The organism is Streptosporangium sp. NPDC000396, assembly GCF_042898655.1.
In the GTDB taxonomy this organism is placed as follows: domain Bacteria; phylum Actinomycetota; class Actinomycetes; order Streptosporangiales; family Streptosporangiaceae; genus Streptosporangium.
On record NZ_JBIAZA010000004.1, the window covers coordinates 50091 to 67676 of the forward strand.

Sequence of the window (17586 nt, forward strand, 5' to 3'; positions counted from 1 at the left end):
TAAGGGCGCATTGGTATGAACAGCGCTCAGGTGGAAGGCGCCGTACGCAGAGCGGCGAACAGCGAGACGATGGGCCGGCTGGCCCGGCTCGGGCTGGCCTGCCGCGGCGTCCTCTACGGGCTGATCGGGCTCCTGGCCCTGCAGATCGCCTTCGGCGGCGGGAGCGGAGGCAAGGAGGCCGACAAGACCGGCGCGGTCGAGACGGTGGCCGAGCAGCCGTTCGGCACGGTGCTGCTCTGGCTGATGGCCGTCGGTTTCGCCGCGCTGACCCTCTGGCAGCTCTCGGAGGCGGTCCTCGGCCGAGGCCAGGTCAAGGAGCGGGTCGAGTCCGCGGGGCGGACGGTCGTCTACGGGCTGATCGTGGCGACGCTTCTCGGCGTGCTCCTGTGGGGCGACGCGGGCAGCTCGACCGACAAGAGCTCGCAGGACCTCACCGGCAGGCTGATGGGCCTGCCCGGTGGCCGGCTGCTCGTGGGCCTGGCCGGGCTGGGCGTGATCGGGTTGAGCGTCTACTGGATCTACGAGGGATGGAAGAAGAAGTTCCTTTCGGATCTGCGCACCGGTGAGATGTCTCCGAGGGCACGCCGGCTCGCCGAGAAGCTCGGCATGGCCGGATACCTGGCCCGCGGTGTGATCGCGGCGGTCGCCGGAATCTTCGTCGTCCAGGCCGCGATCACCTACGACCCCGACAAGGCCAAGGGCGTCGACTCGACCCTGCGCGCGCTGACCGACACCCCGGCCGGGCCGTGGCTCCTGGGGGTCGTCGCGGTAGGCCTGCTGCTGTTCGCGGTCTACTGTTTCTTCGAGGCGCGCTGGCACCGGCTGTGACGGATGGGACCACAAGTGGCGGCAGGGGCGGCAACGCAGGCGAGGAGCCTCTTGGCAAGCCCCACCTGTCTATCCGGTAAGTGATCGAACCCGTACTTTTCCGAGACATCTCCCTTTCCGTGCGACGCGTCCTTCCAGAGGCGCGGACAGCATCGGAGGGGCCGTATGGACTCGTCGGAGTACGACAGCATCGAATGGGTTCTCCGCCTGGCGGGCTCCCCGGACCAGGTGGCGCGGGCCCGCCGCCTGGTCTCGATGACCCTGGGCCGTGACCATCCGCGCCACGACGACTGCGTGCTGCTGACCAGCGAGATCGCCACGAACGCGGTGGTCCACTCCCGGTCCGGGGACGGCGGGGCGTTCACCGTGACGGTCGTCTGCTCGGCGCGGAGCGTGCGGGTGTGCGTCCAGGACGAGGGCTCGCTCGCGGTGCCCTGCGTGTGCCACGCCCCCGCGGACGCCACCGGAGGCCGGGGTCTGCCGCTGCTGGAGGCGCTGGCGCATCGCTGGGGTCTGACCCGGGAGGCGGGGACCAACAGGGTCTGGTTCGAACTCGCGCTGGAGCCGGTCGCGGTACCCGAGATCAGCCTGGCCGGGGCCGGACGAGCCGGGGGCGGCTGAGCCGGAGCCAGAGGAGCCGGAGCCAGAGGAGGCGGGGCCAGAGGAGGTGGGGTCAGATGAGCCGGTGCCAGGCGGCCAGGGGACGGCTGGGCGACCGGAGATCAGACGAACAGCCGGCACAGGCCCTCGGCGAGGGCCTTGGTGGTGAGCCGGGTCCGGCTCTCGCACCCCAGCTTGGCGAAGATGTGCTCCAGGTGGGTGGTGACCGTCCGGACGCTCAGCACGAGGGCCGCCGCGATCTGCGGGTTGGAGTCACCGAGCGCGACCCGGGTGATCACCTCGATCTCCCTGCCGGTCAGCTCGTACGGCAGCGCGCACGGCCGTTCGGCGATCACCGCGCCCTGGATGGCGCCGTGCGGCCCGACGGCGGCGCGCATGAGCCGCACCTCACGCCACTGCCCGGTCCTGTCGAGCCAGAGCCCGCGCCGGTTGAGCTCGCGGGAGTCGATGAACTCCCTGGCCAGTTCGGCCATGGCGGGCTCGGCGGCGATGGCCTGCGAGGCGGGGGTGTCGGCGACGTTCCTGCGGGTGCCGCCCCGGTCGAAGGCCGCCGCGTGGAAGCCCGGCGGCAGGCCGAGGGGGTCGATCACGCAGCGGCTGAGGTCGGTGACATGTGCCAGGGTGGGGGAGACGGCGCTGATCAGCGCGCTGGTCTTGGCGGAGAAGGCCTCCGGGTCACGGGCGTTCAGGTGGAGCAGGCCGGTGTAGCGACCCTCGGCCAGGAACAGAGGAGTGGTCAGCCCGGCGAGCCAGCCGTACGGCTCCAGATGGCGCCGGAAGTAGCGTTCGGTGCCCGGGGCGCCCATGACCAGCGGAACCCGGCACTCCTTGGCCCGGCGGTAGGAGTCGAGCCGGACATACTCCTCGGCGGCGTCGCGGTCCACGCGCGTGTAGCCGTCGGAGACCAGGCTGCGATGCCGCCCGGTCGCCGGGTCGTAGGCGACGAACTCGTAGGCCTCCAGCGGGATGATCTCGCGCAGGGCGCGCATCGCACCGGATGCGCCACCGCGCCCGGCGACCTGGAAGCCCACCTCGGTGAACGCATGGAGGTGGCGCGGGCTCAGGGTGATCTGGTCCATGGTCTCCTCCACGCACAGCGTGCCGCAAACCACCGACTATAGGGAATACGTAAACTCTCCGATGTCCCGGCTTGATCGCGTCTTTACCCTCTCCGCAATACCCCTGGGAGGAACAGTGACGGTCTTGACGAGGACGCGAGGCTCTGCCGTCCTCCTGGCGACGATGCTCGCCGTGGGCGCGTGCGGCGGCCAGCAGGCGTCGAGCTCCGGAGGAAAGCAGGGCGCCAAGGAGTTCTCGGTGGGGCTGACGGAGCCGGACCACCTGACCCCTGGCAACACCTCCAGCAGCTACTCGATCACCGTGTTGCAGGCGTTGTTCGACACGCTGGTGGTCATCGACTCGAAGGGCCAGCCGCAGATGCGGGCCGCCGAGTCGGTGACCAGCAAGGACCAGAAGGTCTGGACAATCAAGATCAAGCCGGGGCAGAAGTTCCACAACGGCGAGCCGGTGACCGCCGAGAGCTTCGCCGACGCGTGGAACGCCGCGGCCTACGGTCCCAACGCGTGGACCAACAACTACTACTTCGAGAACGTCGAGGGCTACGACAAGCTGAACCCCGAAGCCCCCGAGGGCTCGGAGGAGGCTCCCAAGCCCGCGACCGACAAGCTCAGCGGGCTCAAGGTCGTGGACCCGAACACCCTCCAGGTGACGCTGACCGGCCCGTTCAGCCAGTTCCCGATCACCCTGGCCTACACCGGGTTCGCCCCGATGCCCAAGGCCGCCTTCACCAACCCGGCGGCCTACGACGTCAAGCCGATCGGCAACGGTCCCTTCGCCCTGGACGGCGAGTGGGTGCGCAACCGGCAGATCAGGGTGAAGAAGTTCGACGGCTACGCCGGCCTCCGCCCCGCCAAGTCCGACGCGATCAACTTCAAGATCTACGAGAGCCGCGACACCGCCTACGTGGACCTGCGGGCCGGCAAGGTGGACCTGCTCCAGACGATCCCCCCGGCGAGCGCGTCGGAGGCCAAGCGGCTGCTCGCCGACCGGTTCGTGTCCACGCCGAGCGGGACCATGGACTATCTGGGCCTCCCGGTCTACGACAAGCGGTTCCAGAACCCCGACCTGCGCAAGGCCATCTCGATGGCCATCGACCGGCAGGCGATCGTGGACGCGGTGTTCAACGGCACGTTCAAGCCGATGGGCTCGCTGCTGGCGCCGCTGGTGCCGGGTTACCGGGAGACGGCCTGCGGCGAGGCGTGCGTCTTCGACAAGGCCAAGGCCAAGGCCCTGTTCGACAAGGCGGGCGGCTTCAGCGGCACGATGAACCTCTACTTCTCCAACGCCGACCCGAGCTATGAGCAGTGGATGACCGCGGTGGCCAACCAGCTCAAGGACAACCTCGGGATCGCCGACATCCAGTTCCGCAAGATCCCGGCGGCCGACTACCTGTCCACGCTCCGCGCGCACAAGCAGGACGGGCCGTACCGCAACAACTGGGTGATGGACTACCCGAGCCCGCAGAACTACCTGCAGCCGATGTGGGGCGAGGGCAACCGGATGGGCTGGGAGAACAAGGAGTTCAACGACCTGCTCACCCAGGCCAACTCCGCCGCCAGCATGGAGGCCAGCATCCCGCTCTACCAGAAGGCCGAGGACCTCGCGCTCCGTGAGATGCCGATGATCCCGCTGTGGAACTGGCAGGACCAGGCCGGATACTCCAACAAGATCGGCGGAGTCCAGATCGACGCCTACAGCCCGAACCTCGACACGATCACGGTGAAGTAGTTGATCCACGAGGCACACCCGACCCCGGAGCTCCTCGCTCCGGGGTCTCCCCTTGGGACGGCGTCGTGAAATACGCCCTCCAGCGGCTGGCCCAGGCCATCCCGGTCTTCTTCGCGACCACGTTCCTGATCTACGCGATGGTCTTCGCCCTGCCCGGCGACCCGATCCTGGCCCTGGCGGGCGACAAGCCCCTGCCCGACGCGGTTCTCCACACGCTCAGGGAGCGCTACCACCTCAACGACCCGCTGATCGTCCAGTACGGCCTCTACATGCTGAACGCCTTCCAGGGCGACCTGGGGGAGACCTTCACCGGGCAGCCGGTCAGTGAGCTGCTCCAGGGGCGGTGGGTGGTGACGGCCCAGCTCGCCGTCACCGCCTGGATCTTCGAGCTCGTGGTCGGCATCGGCCTCGGCGTGATCGCGGGGCTGCGCCGGGGCGGGATCGCCGACACGGCGGTGCTGGCGGGGACCACGTTCATCATCGCGGTGCCGGTCTTCGTCGTCGGCTACACCGCGCAGATCATGCTGGGCCTGAACCTCGGACTGTTCCCGACCGCGGGGGTGGACGAGGGGTGGCCGATGAGCTACCTGCTGCCGGGCATGGTGCTCGGTTCGTTCGGCCTGGCCTACGTGGCCAGGCTGACCCGCACCAGCCTGATCGAGAACATGCGGGCCGACTACATCCGCACGGCCCGCGCCAAGGGGCTGCGCCGGAGACGGGTGATCGGCAGGCACGCGCTGCGCAACTCGCTGATCCCGGTGATCACCTTCCTCGGCGTGGACTTCGGCACCCTGATGGCCGGCGCGGTCGTCACCGAGGGCATCTTCAACCTGCCGGGCATCGGCCAGCAGGTCTTCCAGTCCATCGAGCTCCAGGAGGGGCCCGTCGTCGTGGGCATCGTCACCGTGCTCGTGATGATCTTCATTCTGGTCAACCTGCTCGTCGACCTCCTGTACGGCGTGCTCGACCCGAGGATCCGCCGTGGTTGAGGCCCAGGTCGTGGAGGAGGAGGCGGTCCGGACCCGGCCCGGGTCCCTCTGGTACGACGCCTGGCTGGAGCTGCGCCGCCGGGTGATCTTCTGGTTCTCGATGGTGATCCTGGTGATCGCCGTCGCGATGGCGCTGTTCCCCGGCCTGTTCACCCGGCTCGGCCCCTACCAGGGCTGCAACATACGCCTGTTCACGCGTCCGACCGGCGGCGCGGTGTTCGGTTACGACACACAGGGCTGTGACTACTGGTCGCAGATCGTGCACGGCACCCGTGCCTCCGTCATGATCGGCATCGCGGTGACGGCCTTCGCGCTGCTCATCTCGATCGTGCTCGGCCTGCTCGCCGGCTACTACGGCGGCTGGGTGGACGCGTTCATCTCCCGCCTCACCGACGTGTTCTTCGGCATCCCCTTCGTGCTGGGCGCGACCGTGATCCTGATCGCCTTCCCCGAGCACGGCTTCTGGGCGATGACCCTGGTGCTGGTCGTGCTGGGCTGGACCACGATGACCCGCCTGATGCGCGCCCAGGTGATCGCGGTCCGCGACATGGACTTCGTCGCCGCCGCCCGCATGCTCGGCGCGGGCGACCTGCGGATCATGTTCAAGCACATCCTGCCCAACGCGATCGCCCCGGTCTTCGTGGTGGCCATGCTCAACGTGGGCAACGTCATCGCCGGTGAGGCCACCCTCGACTACCTGGGCGTCGGCCTGCAGTACCCGGAGGTCTCCTGGGGCCTGCAGCTCAACGCCGCCCAGACATACTTCTCCGAGCACCCCTACCTGCTCGTCTTCCCATCGCTGTTCCTCACCGCGACGGTGCTCAGCTTCCTGCTCCTAGGCGACGTCGTCCGCGACGCCCTGGACCCCAAACTCCGCTGAGCCCGCCGGATCCGCCGGTCACGGCTCCGGCCCCCGGAGCCGTCCGGCGGTGATGAGGTCAGGCGGTGAGGAGACGGTCCAGGACGCGGACGCCGAACTCCAGGCCCTCGACCGGGACCCGCTCGTCCACGCCGTGGAACATGCCGTAGTAGTCCAGCTCCGGGGTGAGCATCAGGGGCGCGAAACCGTAGCCCTTGATGCCGAGCTCGGCGAAGGACTTCGCGTCCGTGCCGCCCGACATCACGTACGGCACGGGCCGCGCGACCGGGTCCTCGGCGACGAGCGCGGCGCACAGCCGCTCGAAGAACGGCGAGTCCATCGGAGCGGAGGGGGCGTCCTCAAGGTTGACGAACTCGCGGGTGACCTTCGGGCCGAGCAGGAGGTCGATCGTCTCAAGGAACTCCTCCCGGTAGCCGGGCAGGAACCGGCCGTCCACGTGCGCGGTGGCGGTGCCGGGGACCACGTTGACCTTGTAGCCCGCCTGGAGCATCGTCGGGTTCGCCGAGTTGCGGATCTGCGCCTTGAACAGGGTGCCGGCCTGGCCGAGCCGCTCGGCCTCCTCCTCCAGGCGGTCGTAGTCGATGCTCTCGCCGAGGATGTCCGCCAGACTGGTGATCAGCGCCGCCACGCTGGGCGTCAGCCGTACCGGCCACTGATAGGAGGCGATCCTGGACAGGGCGTGGCAGAGCTCGGCCACCGCGTTGTCCTTCGGCGGCCGGGAGCCGTGGCCCGCGACGCCGTGGGCGGTGAGCTTCATCCAGGCGGTGCCGCGCTCGCCCACCGCGACGGGGTAGATCCGCGCGTCCGGGACCTCGACGCTGTAGCCGCCCGACTCGCTGATCGCCTCGGTGCAGCCGTCGAACAACTCCCTGTGCTGCCGCGCCGCGTACCGCGAGCCGTACTCGCCGGTGGCCTCCTCGTCGGCGAGGAAGGCCAGCACGATGTCCCGCGTGGGCCGCACGCCGCGCCGAGCCCAGTCGCGGACCAGGGCGAGCGTCATCGACAGCGTGCCCTTCATGTCCACCGCCCCCCGGCCCCAGACGCAGCCGTCGGCGACCTCCCCGGAGAAGGGGTGGATCCGCCAGTCGGCGGGCTCGGCCGGGACCACGTCCAGATGGCCGTGTATCAGCAGGGCTTCGGGCGAGTCGCCCGGAATCCTGGCCACCACGCTGGTGCGATGCTTCGCCGACTCGAACACCACCGGTTCGATGCCGACGTCGGATAACAGCCCGGCGACGTATTCCGCAGCCGGACGTTCGCCGGCACCCGGGTTGGTGGTGTCGAACCTGATCAGGTCCGAGCAGATCTGTGCGACCTCATTCATGGAAACGGCCCCCCCGAAAACGGTTGATCATGAGTGCATACCCCGCAGGGTCAGTGGTGGCACCTCGGGCGTCGGGAAACCGAAGATCAGGCCGTAGAAGGCGAGTTCGGCCTCCAGGACGGCGACGATGGTCTCCTCCCGGCGCCAGCCGTGCTGCTCGCCGGGGAAGGTCAGATACGCCCACGGCGTGCCCTCGCGCTCCAGTGCCGCGGCGAACCGCTCCGCCTGAACGGGATCGACGATCGCGTCCTCCAGGCCGTGCATGAGCAGCGCCGGGCCGGACGCGCGGTCCGCGTGCAGGGTGGGAGACCGGTCCAGGTAGCGCTGCCGGGTCTCGGGGAGCGGGCCGATCAGGCCGTCGAGGTAACGCGACTCGAAGTCGTGGGTCTCGGCCGCCCAACCCTCCGGATCGCTGATCGCGTAGTGGCCCACCGCGCCGCGGAACACCTCGCTGTGCACCAGCGCGGCCAGCGACGTCCAGCCGCCCGCGCTGCCGCCCCGGATCGCGACCATCGAGGGATCCGCCAGCCCGTCGGCGATCAGCCCGCGGGCCACCGTCTCGCAGTCGCGCACGTCCACCACGCCCCACTGGTGGCGCAACCGCTCCCGGTAGGCACGGCCGTAGCCGGTGGAACCGCCGTAGTTGACGTCGGCCACCCCGATGCCCCGGCTGGTGAAGTAGGCGATCTCCAGGTCGAGGACCATCGTGCTGGCGCTGGTCGGCCCGCCGTGTACGAAGATCACATAGGGGGCGGGGCCGGTGGCGCCCCGCGGCGGGTAGAGGTGCGCGTGCACGCCGTCGAAGGTCACCGCCTCGGGGGCGGGGAGCACCTCGCGGCCGGGCAGCTCCTTCCTCGGGGACAGCACGGCGTGCGCGCCGGTGCGCAGGTTCACCGCGACGACCTCGAACGGCGTGTACGGCGAGGCGCCCACCCCCGCCACCAGGTCCCCGCCGGTGGAGACCGTGGGATTCCAGTAGGTGGGCGGGGCGTCGAGATCGTTGATCTTGCCGGTGGCCGGGTCCAGCACACCGAGGTGGCGGCGGCCGGGGGTGCCGTGCACGATGACGACCTTGTCACCCGCGAGCGCGAACCAGGTGTTGCCGAGCCGCCAGACGGCGTCGCCGCAGTCCTCCTGGATCGGGGCCAGGTTGCGGGCCCCGGAGCCGTCGAGGGGGACCAGGTGCAGGTTCCACCAGCCGTCCGGGTCGGTGAGCGCGTAGAGCGCGCCGTCGTCACGCCACTCGGCCTGGATCACCGACTCTTCGGGCCCTCCGGCGACCACCCGGTACGGCCCGGCGTGACCGCCGGCCTCCAGGGGGGCCACGCACAGTTCGGTGCCGTCCCAGGGCATGGCCGGGTGGTCCCAGCCGATCCAGGCGACGTGCGTCCCGTCCGGTGAGAGGCGGGGGTTCATCAGGAAGTGCTGGGCGGTGACGATGACCCGCACCGGTCCGCCGTCCAGCGGCACCGCCACCAGATCCCGGCGGGGGAACGGCCGGGAGGCGGGACCCGGGACCTCGGAGCGGGACGCGCCGATCCCCGGATCACCGGCTTCCGAAGCGCCGGTTCCGGCCTTGCCGCTCTCCGGGGCGGTGGGGTGGATCTCGCGGACGGCCCAGACCTCCCGGCGGCCCGGCGGCAGGTAAAGGTCGCCGTAGCGGGCGCCGTCGTCGGGGGTGAGGGGCACCGGCTGCCCGCCGTCGCCGGGAGGGGCCGTCTGGCTGGTGATCTCGCCGGGGGTGGAGGGCCCGCCGTACAGGTAGATCCGCTGGTCGGCCCAGTTGGTGAAGACGACCCGGCCGTCCGGCAGGGGACGCCAGGAGCGCCCGCCGTACTCGATGAGGCGATTACGGGAGTTCCAGCCCTGCGGGATCGCGTCGCGCGGCACGCCGTCGGGTCCGCGCCGGACCACGCACCGGCGCCCGCCCTCATGCGGACGAGGCTCGTCCCACCACACCTCCTCCCCGAGGATCTCCACCCAGAGGGGACGGTCGTCCACCCTGGCCACGTCGATGGGGCGGATGGGGGAGTCGTTCAGCATTGATCACCAATTGCCGTCGGAGGCGGGCAGGGGAGTGTCGGGCGGGTGGACGACGTGCACGATCCCGCCACTGCCGGAACCGCGGAGCCAGACGTTCTCGAACGCGGCCCGCGGGTAGACCCGCCGCACCGCGCGGTCGTCCGGCGCGGCGGGGTCGTTGGCGATGACGTCACCGTTGGCGGTGAAACCGACGACGACCATGATGTGACCGCCGGTGGAGTATCCGGCCCCGGGCAGCTCGTGCTCCCGGAACGACTGGGAGGTGATCACCGGGATTCCGGCGCGGATGAACCGTTCCAGCTCGGTGAGCGAGCGCAGGCGGGTGACGAACCCGGTCAGGCCGTACCGGCCGGCGTAGGCGAGGCCGAACGGCCAGTTTCCGGTGCCCTGGTAGCTGTGGTCGTACATGTCCCGGGCGGCGTGGTCCACGGCGGGGCACGGGTCGTCCGGCGAGATCCAGGACAGGTCCTCCCGTTCCGGGCCGCGCCGCCAGTAGGCGAGCACCATGCTCATCGAGGCCGGGCTGCACCAGTTCTCCCCGCCGCCGTCCCACTGGGGGAAGTGCCCCGAGTGGAGCTTCTGCGACCGGCGGGGCACGTCCAGCTCGATCTCCCCGCCTTCTCCGGGCGGGCTCACCGGCACCGCCGTCCTGGCGGGCACCGCCGAGGCCATCACCCCGGCCCGGTGGACCTTCGCGCCCGAGCCGTACAGTGTGAACCTGAGCCGGTAGGCGACGACCGGGCTGGTGGCCACGTAGGTGTCCACGGCGACGTCACCGTCGTCGTCGCCCTGGCCGGGCAGTGAGGTGCGATGGATGTCGCTGTCGCTTTCGGCCCAGCGGCCCATCACGTACCACTTCGTCAGGGCGCCCGAGACGGTGCGGGCCTGGAGCTCGACCTCCAGCCAGGACCCCGGCGGGGTGCTCGCCGTCCATGACGGCACCAGCTCGGTCGCGGGGAACCCGACGGGCTTCTCCTCGCTTGTCCAGCGTGTGTACTGCCAGGGCCTGGCGGCGCCGCCGAACGGATCGCGATAGTCGGCCAGTCCGCTCTCGCGCGGGTCCACGCTCGCCCACCGGTGGAGGACGACGCGGCTCAGATCGGCAGGCAACAGGGTGACCACCTGCCTGATTGTGGTTTCACACCTGGTGCGGCGCATCGGAAGGTTTACGTATCCGCAGCCCGGAAGGGTCGCGGGGGCGCTCGCCGCGCGGCCGGATCTGACATTTATCACCTCGGCCGGATACCGGCTGTCACCCCGGATCGATGCCCGATGGCACTACACGGCCGCGAGTGAAATGATCACGCTGGAGGGCATGAGAAGAATCCTGACGACGGCGCTCGTGTGCACCACTCTTGTGGCCCTCGGCGGAGGCGGCGCGACCGCCGCGACCGCCGCGACGGCCGCCTCGGGCGATGTCGCCTGGTCCTCCTGCACCGGCCTGACCGGGCCCGACGGCCGGGCGGCCGCCCCCGACCCCAAGCTGGAGTGCGGCAAGCTGGCGGTGCCGCTCGACTACGACGAGCCGGACGGCGAGACCGTCGACATCGCGCTGATCCGGATCAAGGCCACCGGTGCCCGGATCGGCTCGCTGGTCTTCAACTTCGGCGGCCCCGGCGCCTCTGGTGTGGACAGCCTGGCCCAGGTCGCCAAGGCCCTGAGCACCGTGGGCGCCCGCTACGACCTGGTCAGCTTCGACCCGCGCGGGGTCGAGCGCAGTTCCCCCGTCGTCTGCGGCACCGCCGCGGACATGGAGCGCTACTTCTCCTTGAACACCATGTCCGAGGGGGCCGCCGGACGGGCGAAGATGGAGAAGGCCGTCCGAGCCTTCGCCGCGGCCTGCGCGAAGACCTCCGGCAAGATCCTCCCGCACGTCGGCACGGTCGACTCCGCCCACGACCTGGACCGGATCCGCGAGGCGCTGGGCGACCCGCGGCTCAACTACGTCGGCATGTCGTACGGCACGCACCTCGGCGCGGTCTATGCCACGGAATACCCCGAGAAGGTGGGCCGGTTCGTCCTGGACGCTCCGCTGGACCCCACCGTCACCTTCGAGCAGCGCACGCTGGCCCAGGCGGCCGGGTTCCAGCAGGCCTACGAGTCGTTCCTGGCCGACTGTGTCAAACAGGGCTGCGACCTCGGATCCAACGTCACCGCCGCGAACCGGAGCGTCGAGGGCCTGCTGAAGCGCCTGCGGGCCAAGCCGCTCACCGTGGGCGGGCGCAAGCTCACTCAGGGCCTGGCCACCATCGGCGTCAGCGCGGCGCTCTACTCGCCCCTGGCCTGGCCGATGCTGGAGCAGACCGTGGCGGCGGGACTCAAGGGCGACGGGAACGGCCTGCTGGCGCTGGCCGACCTCTACACCGGCCGCAAGCCCGACGGCGGCTACTCGACGCTCATGAGCAGCTTCCCGGCGATCAGCTGCGTGGACAACGCCGAGCGCCCGGGGGCCGCGGCGGTGGCCAGGACGGAGAAGGCGGCCAGGAAGGTCTCCAAGCTGTTCGGCGGCCCCGGCCTGGGCTCGATCTGCCGGATGTGGCCGGTCGCCGGGAGCGACAAGGCCAAGAAGGTCGACGCGACCGGTTCCGCGCCGATCGTGGTGATCGGCACCAAGGGCGACCCGGCCACGCCGTACAAGTGGGCCCCCAAGCTGACCGCGCAGCTGAAGACCGGCGTGCTGGTCACCTACGAGGGCGAGGGCCACGGCGCCTACTTCAGCGGCAACCGCTGCGTCGCCGACCTGGTGAACGGCTACCTGCTCAACGGAAAGACCCCGAAAAAGGGCAGCACCTGCGCGGCTCGGTGACCTGGCAAGGCCTGCAGCGGTCACGGTGAGGGCCGCGGGACCGGTCCGGGGCATGCGCCCTGACGAGCCGCCGGAGACGAAGGGCCCGGATCTTGCAGAACAAGAATCCGGGGCCTTCGTTTCCGGTTGCCGCCGGGCGGATTCAGAGGCCTTTCGGGGGGTCTTGCCGCAAGTCTCATGGTGAACCGGTTGTGAGCGGAGTCCCCTCACACCGGTGTGAGGGGCGATGACCCATAGTGATCTTGCATAGGGAAGATCGTCAGGTCATTCTGATCTGACGGCGCGGTGCCGGGGGAGCAGACGGGTGGATCTGATCTCCCGCCCATCGGCGTTCGGAGGTATCGGATCGACATCAGGGGGAGCCGATGCAGCACATGATGAGGAAGACGATCCCGGCAGTTCTTGTGACCGCCGCCATGGGCCGGGAGGCGTCGCCGCGCCCGCGTCCGCTCGCGTCACCGGCACGGGACGGGGCGCGAGCCCGTACGGCGAAGCCACCCGCGGCTTAGCCGGTGGACTTGGCCCGCGTTTCGACAGCGGGTACCGGCTCGGTAAGGGCGCCGTTCGCGGCGCCGCGTCCGGAAATTTGATCTTCGTTGTCTGATCCCTTCCGCGTCACCGGTTCGTGGTGTACGGGATCCGGGACAGCTTCGGGGTGCGACCCCTGCGAAACCGATGGGCCCTGATCCGTCGCGGCAACCAGATGGCATGACAACGGGCCGTGGCACCTGCCCGCCCGCGTGACGTCGAACCACCATGTGGACCAGACCGCCGAATCGACCCCGGCCGGACGCCTCAGCCGATCATGGAGATCACGAAAGGCCGAGGCCGGGAGACCTGAGGTGTCGGTCTTTCGCAGACACAGGAGATCTCATCCATGTTGGTCAAACTGCTCGGGCCGGTGGAGATAGCCGAAACGGACGGTTGGCGACGCAGTGGCCCGCCCAAACAGGCGTGCGTCCTGGCCAGTCTCGCCCTGGCGCCGAGAACGACGCTCAGCATCGACACGCTGGCGCATCGGATCTGGGGAGGCGATGCTCCCGTCGAGAAGCGAAACGTCATCTACGGGCACATCACCCGGCTGCGGCGCCTGCTGGGCGCACACGAGGCGGTCGAGTTGCGGCGTGTCAGCATGGGCGGATACAGGCTGGAGATCGCAGCCGATCAGGTCGACGTGTTCCACGTGCGGGCCCTGGCCGGACAGGCGCGCGAGGCACGTGAGACGGGAGACATGGCCTTGGCGGCCCGGCGCTGGCGCGAGGCGGCCGAGCTGTGGCACGGCCCCGCGCTGGCCGGTATCGAAGGATCCTGGGCGGCCCGGACCAGACGCAAGCTGCATGACGAGCACATCGCCGTACTGGCGGACCTCAGCGACTGCGAACTGGTGCTGGGACGGCACGCGGAGGTCGCCGTCGGCCTTGAGTGCATCGTGGAGCAATATCCCCTGGCGGAGAATCTGATCGCGCCCCTCATGCTCGCCTTGTATCGGTGCGGCAGGGTGACCGAGGCGTTGGCCCGCTACGCGGACACGCGCAACCGCTTGCGCGAAGAGCTCGGTAACGAGCCCGGTGAACGGCTTCGCGAACTGCATCAGCGGATCCTTCGCCAGGACCCTGAACTGGCGAACACGGAAGACGCGATCGAGCGGGCCCGGCCGCCTGCGGGAGGGGCGATTCAGTTTGCCCCGTTTGTTCCGGTGCCACCGTCCGTGAACGCGAACGATGACACCGGTCGCAGGAAGATACACAAAGTGTCCGGCCGGGTGCTTGACGGCGTCGGCGGTGTGACCAGGCGGCTGGCGACCCACGTGCTCGACGGCGTCGTCAGCGGCGCGGCCGAGCGGTCGGCGCCCCGTGCGATCGATGGCGTCGCCGGCGATGCGGCCGGGCAGCTGACGACGCAGAACCGGGCACTCGGCCTCGCCATGACGAGGCTGTCGTACGAGGCGGCCGCCCGGCTCGGGCTGCAGCCGGTCGATCAGCAGTGCGTCGACCTCCTGCACCAGACCGGGCCGATCCACATCGCCCGGCTCGCCCGCCTCACCGGGCTGACCGCCGCCCTGGTCGCCGAGATGGTCGACCGGCTGGAACGGGCGGGCCTCGCGCGCCGCCAGCCCGCCGTCCGGGGCGGATGTAAGGTCGTGGTCGTCCCGCTGCCGTCGGCCGAGGCGAAACAGGTCTTCCAGTCACTCAGGGAGCGGCTCGACAAGCTGAACGGCCAATACTCGGATGCCGAACTGGCCCTGCTGACCGACTATCTCGAACAGATGGCGGGGCTCATGCAGGAGTATGCCGACGCGCTGTGCTCCGAGGTGCCGCTCCGGAAAACGTCGTAGACCTGGCGAATCGGCTCCGCCGGCATGACCGATCGATCTAGCCGGTGGACGGGGTGGGGGTGCCGGGTCGCTGGAAACGGTGTACCACGACCCCCAGGACCTGGTCGCGGGGACACGGGCCGTGCTGCTTGGAATCGGTACTCAGCGGACCGTCCCCGATGACCAGGATGTGGCCGTCGGGGACCACGCCCGTGCGGCCCGCCCCCGGCGGATAGGGATCGCCCGCCAGGGCCACCGCGCGTTTGATGTACCAGCGCGTCCCCTTCGGGGCGCGGGCGGCGGGCGGGCTGTCTCGCCAGCCCGCCGCCCTGGCCGGGCGGGTGACCACCACGATGCTGCCCCTGCGGAGGGTGCGGGTGCCGCGCCGGATCAGCACCCGATCGCCCGGGTTCAGCGTGGGGGTCATGCTCCGCCCGCTGACGGTGATCACCACGAAGGTGCGCCGGATCCACCGCGCCGCGGCGACGGTCAGGACGGTCAGCGCGCCCGACGTGATCAACCGGGACATGTTTCCCTCTCCGCGGGCGACGGGAGCGGGCCCTGCGGCTGAGCCGGGTCGTCCACGTAGTTCGACGCCTGGATGGTGAACAGCCGGGCGTACTCCCCTCCGGCGGCCATCAGCTCGTCATGGCTGCCTTCTTCGGTGATCTGGCCGTCCTGGAGCACCACGATCCGGTCGGCCCGGCGCACCACGCCCAGGCGATGCGAGATGAGGAGGCTGGTCGCGCCGCCCTGATGCTCACGCAGCCGGTCGTGCACGGCCTGCTCGGCGGCGGCGTCCAGCCCGGCGCTCGGCTCGTCCAGGATGAGCAGCTCCCGGTCGGTGCGCATCAGCGCGCGGGCCAGGGCGATCCGCTGCCACTGCCCGCCGGACAGGGTGGTGCCCCGCTCCGGATCGTCGTCGTCGGAGACGAAGATGCGCGACAGCATGGTGGCGTACCCGCGAGGCAGCCGGGTGACGAGGTCGTGGGCGCCGGCCCGATGCGCGGCCGTGTGGATCAGCTCGGAGTCGTTCAGGTGCTCGGGGTCGCCGATGCCGATGTTCTCGGCGGCGGTCAGGTCATAGGACATGTAGTCCTGGAAGACCGCGCTGATGCGGCGGCGCAACTGGGTGATCTCGACCTCGCGGATGTCCACGCCGTCCCAGCGGATGCTGCCCTTGGTCGGGTCGTACATCCGGCACAGCAGCTTGACCAGGGTGCTCTTGCCCGCGCCGTTGAGACCGACGAGCGCCAGCGACCTCCCGAACGGGATGGTCACGGTGACGCCGCGCAGCACCCAGGGGCCGTCGTCGGTGTAGCGGAACCAGACGTCCTCCAGCCGGATCGCGCCGCTCAGCGCGGGCAGGCTGCGAGGGTTCACGGGAACGGGAAGGTCAGGTTGTTCGCGGGTGATGTCGCGGTAGTGGCCGAACATCAGCAGCGCGTGGTAGCCCTCGGTCACATTGGACACGACGCCGCCCAGCGCGGCCTGGATGCCCGCGACCGCGGCGATGAACGCCGAGACGTCGCCGATGCTGAACCCGCCGCGCGCCGTGACGTCGATCATCCAGATCAGACCGCCGGCCGCCACGGCCGCGCCCAGCACCGCCAGCGGCCCCTGCCCGGCAAGGACCTTGCGGTCCAGCCGCTCCTCGGCCCGGTTGATCTTCTGGGTTTCCTCGCGCATGCGGCCCAGCAGGAATCCGCCGGAGCCGAACAGCCGGGTCTCCTTGATCGCGGTCAGGTCCAGCATCAGCGCCTGATAGAACATCCGCCGTCTGGTCCGGGGACTCATCCGCCACATCATGTCGGCCTGCTGGCGGCTGATCGCCAGCTGGACGAACAGCGCGGGGAGCGCGGCCACGATGGTGATCAGGGTGACGGCAGGGCTGATGACCAGCAGCACGCCCAGCAGGCTGCCCACCATCAAGGTGCTTTGGATCATTCCGAACAGGGAGCCGTTCACCTGCTCGGGCGCCGAGGTCGCGGCCTGCTGGGCGAGCCGGAGCCGGTCCAGGAAGGCGGGGTTTTCGAAGCGGGCAAGTCCGGCCAGCCGGTTGACGGCGGAGTAGAGCCTGTCCTGCACCAGCAGGGCCACCCTGCGCTGGAGCCGCGATTTGACGTACTCCGCCCCGTACGGCAGCAGGGCACCGACCACGCCGAGCGCACCGATACCGAGCGCCAGGTACGTCGGTGAGATCGCCGAGTCAGCCCCGGCCGCCCGCCCGCCGAACTGGATGTCATCGATGAGCCACTTGGTCAGCAACGCCACCCCGGCCGGCAGCATGCCCTGGGCCACGATCATCACCAGGTACAGGGTGGCCTCCACCGGGCCGGCCCGCCAAGCCAATCCCAGGGCGTGCGCGGCCCGGCCCGCCAGCTCACGCGGGCCCGGGCGCACGGCGGTGGGGTCCTGCGGGTCGGTCATGCCGGGAGTCCGGCCGCGAGCGTTGTCCCGCCGTGCCCGGAGCGCACGATCACTCCGTCGGCGTCGGCGATCACAAAGGCGGGGAAGCTGTCGAGCGAGAACGCGCGGGCCATGTTCCCCATGGTCTCCTCGACGATCACCGTGGCGGTGTCACCCAGTGCGTCGATGTATTCGGCCGCGTTGCCATCGTTGTCGCCCACCACCGCGATGACCTGGCCGGCCGGCAGCGCGTGCTTTTTGGCGAAGTTGACCAGTTTCGGCACGGCCGGTTTGCATGACGAGCAGCCCGTGTCGAAGAAGGCGAACACCGCCGCCGATCCGGCCGTGGTCTGGGCGGAGACGGTCTGGCCGGAGACCGTCTGGCCCTGGAAGGCCGGCACCGGGCTTCCCGCGGGAAGCTCCGGCAGGTCCGGCGGCGCGGCCCGGCCCGCCCCCGTGGCGGCCGGGTCGCGCAGCCTGCGGATCACCGCCAGTGTCAGCAGCAGGTTCACTATGGAGATCCCGCCGATCAGCACGACGGCGGCGACGAGAAGCGACATGAGG

14 protein-coding genes are annotated in these 17586 nt (G+C 70.1%); 7 read left to right on the plus strand and 7 right to left on the minus strand.

The genetic code is table 11. The features are described 5' to 3' along the window. Nucleotides 1-15: 15 nt before the first annotated feature. Together ACFY2X_RS07560 and ACFY2X_RS07565 are read left to right on the plus strand one after the other, a co-directional pair. Entirely contained in the window at nt 16-828 is an 813-nt protein-coding gene (locus tag ACFY2X_RS07560; RefSeq protein ID WP_389933836.1) for a DUF1206 domain-containing protein, read from the plus strand. Nucleotides 829-993: 165 nt separating this feature from the next. Continuing rightward, entirely contained in the window at nt 994-1449 is a 456-nt protein-coding gene (locus ACFY2X_RS07565; protein ID WP_389933839.1) for an ATP-binding protein, read from the plus strand. 101 nt (nt 1450-1550) lie between these two features. On the opposite strand, the gene ACFY2X_RS07570 is transcribed toward ACFY2X_RS07565, so the two are convergent. Continuing rightward, nucleotides 1551-2528 (minus strand): response regulator transcription factor, encoded by a 978-nt coding sequence (locus ACFY2X_RS07570; RefSeq protein WP_389933841.1) that lies wholly within the window; start codon nt 2526-2528, stop codon nt 1551-1553. A gap of 124 nt (nt 2529-2652) precedes the next feature. Between ACFY2X_RS07570 and ACFY2X_RS07575 the strand changes: the two genes are divergently transcribed. From ACFY2X_RS07575 to ACFY2X_RS07585, 3 genes are all read left to right on the plus strand, one after another. After that, the gene (locus ACFY2X_RS07575) at nt 2653-4257 is read left to right on the plus strand and encodes an ABC transporter substrate-binding protein (protein WP_389933844.1); all 1605 of its coding nucleotides are present in this window, start codon (nt 2653-2655) and stop codon (nt 4255-4257) included. Between the two features lie 65 nt (nt 4258-4322). Further along, nucleotides 4323-5246, plus strand: coding sequence for an ABC transporter permease (locus ACFY2X_RS07580; RefSeq protein ID WP_389933847.1), 924 nt, complete (start codon nt 4323-4325; stop codon nt 5244-5246). Beyond that, a complete protein-coding gene (locus ACFY2X_RS07585; RefSeq protein ID WP_389933849.1) occupies nt 5239-6126 on the plus strand; it encodes an ABC transporter permease in 888 nt (295 codons plus the stop codon). The genes ACFY2X_RS07580 and ACFY2X_RS07585 overlap by 8 nt, the downstream gene beginning before the upstream one ends. A gap of 58 nt (nt 6127-6184) precedes the next feature. On the opposite strand, the gene ACFY2X_RS07590 is transcribed toward ACFY2X_RS07585, so the two are convergent. Genes ACFY2X_RS07590 through ACFY2X_RS07600 form a run of 3 tightly spaced genes read right to left on the minus strand, consistent with a single transcriptional unit; the run spans nt 6185 to nt 10615 of the window. Continuing rightward, nucleotides 6185-7450, minus strand: coding sequence for a M20/M25/M40 family metallo-hydrolase (locus ACFY2X_RS07590; RefSeq protein ID WP_389933852.1), 1266 nt, complete (start codon nt 7448-7450; stop codon nt 6185-6187). 27 nt (nt 7451-7477) lie between these two features. Then, on the minus strand, nt 7478-9493 hold the full coding sequence (locus tag ACFY2X_RS07595) for a prolyl oligopeptidase family serine peptidase (RefSeq protein ID WP_389933855.1): 2016 nt from the start codon (nt 9491-9493) through the stop codon (nt 7478-7480). Between the two features lie 3 nt (nt 9494-9496). Further along, nucleotides 9497-10615, minus strand: coding sequence for a C39 family peptidase (locus ACFY2X_RS07600; RefSeq protein WP_389933857.1), 1119 nt, complete (start codon nt 10613-10615; stop codon nt 9497-9499). Between the two features lie 193 nt (nt 10616-10808). On the opposite strand from ACFY2X_RS07600, the gene ACFY2X_RS07605 reads away from it, so the two are divergent. Next, nucleotides 10809-12299 (plus strand): alpha/beta hydrolase, encoded by a 1491-nt coding sequence (locus tag ACFY2X_RS07605; RefSeq protein ID WP_389933860.1) that lies wholly within the window; start codon nt 10809-10811, stop codon nt 12297-12299. A gap of 877 nt (nt 12300-13176) precedes the next feature. Next, the gene (locus ACFY2X_RS07610) at nt 13177-14634 is read left to right on the plus strand and encodes a BTAD domain-containing putative transcriptional regulator (protein WP_389933863.1); all 1458 of its coding nucleotides are present in this window, start codon (nt 13177-13179) and stop codon (nt 14632-14634) included. 37 nt (nt 14635-14671) lie between these two features. Here ACFY2X_RS07610 and ACFY2X_RS07615 read toward each other — a convergent pair whose 3' ends face one another. From ACFY2X_RS07615 to ACFY2X_RS07625, 3 genes are read right to left on the minus strand one after another with little or no spacing between them, the layout of a single operon-like run. Then, complete coding sequence (locus ACFY2X_RS07615) at nt 14672-15142, minus strand: S26 family signal peptidase (protein WP_389933866.1); 471 nt, start codon at nt 15140-15142, stop codon at nt 14672-14674. Beyond that, nucleotides 15130-17043 (minus strand): ABC transporter ATP-binding protein, encoded by a 1914-nt coding sequence (locus ACFY2X_RS07620; protein ID WP_389933869.1) that lies wholly within the window; start codon nt 17041-17043, stop codon nt 15130-15132. The genes ACFY2X_RS07615 and ACFY2X_RS07620 overlap by 13 nt, the downstream gene beginning before the upstream one ends. Next, nucleotides 17040-17582, minus strand: a complete 543-nt coding sequence (locus ACFY2X_RS07625) for a TlpA family protein disulfide reductase (protein WP_389933872.1) — start codon at nt 17580-17582, stop codon at nt 17040-17042. The genes ACFY2X_RS07620 and ACFY2X_RS07625 overlap by 4 nt, the downstream gene beginning before the upstream one ends. Nucleotides 17583-17586 lie beyond the last annotated feature (4 nt).

Excerpts from the sequence above, each read along its gene's own strand:
- ACFY2X_RS07560 (WP_389933836.1), top strand. The coding sequence starts at position 16 with ATGAACAGCGCTCAGGTGGAAGGCGCCGTACGCAGAGCGGCGAACAGC.
- ACFY2X_RS07565 (WP_389933839.1), top strand. The coding sequence starts at position 994 with ATGGACTCGTCGGAGTACGACAGCATCGAATGGGTTCTCCGCCTGGCG.
- ACFY2X_RS07570 (WP_389933841.1), bottom strand. The coding sequence starts at position 2,528 with ATGGACCAGATCACCCTGAGCCCGCGCCACCTCCATGCGTTCACCGAG.
- ACFY2X_RS07590 (WP_389933852.1), bottom strand. The coding sequence starts at position 7,450 with ATGAATGAGGTCGCACAGATCTGCTCGGACCTGATCAGGTTCGACACC.
- ACFY2X_RS07595 (WP_389933855.1), bottom strand. The coding sequence starts at position 9,493 with ATGCTGAACGACTCCCCCATCCGCCCCATCGACGTGGCCAGGGTGGAC.
- ACFY2X_RS07605 (WP_389933860.1), top strand. The coding sequence starts at position 10,809 with ATGAGAAGAATCCTGACGACGGCGCTCGTGTGCACCACTCTTGTGGCC.
- ACFY2X_RS07610 (WP_389933863.1), top strand. The coding sequence starts at position 13,177 with ATGTTGGTCAAACTGCTCGGGCCGGTGGAGATAGCCGAAACGGACGGT.
- ACFY2X_RS07615 (WP_389933866.1), bottom strand. The coding sequence starts at position 15,142 with ATGTCCCGGTTGATCACGTCGGGCGCGCTGACCGTCCTGACCGTCGCC.
- ACFY2X_RS07620 (WP_389933869.1), bottom strand. The coding sequence starts at position 17,043 with ATGACCGACCCGCAGGACCCCACCGCCGTGCGCCCGGGCCCGCGTGAG.
- ACFY2X_RS07625 (WP_389933872.1), bottom strand. The coding sequence starts at position 17,582 with ATGTCGCTTCTCGTCGCCGCCGTCGTGCTGATCGGCGGGATCTCCATA.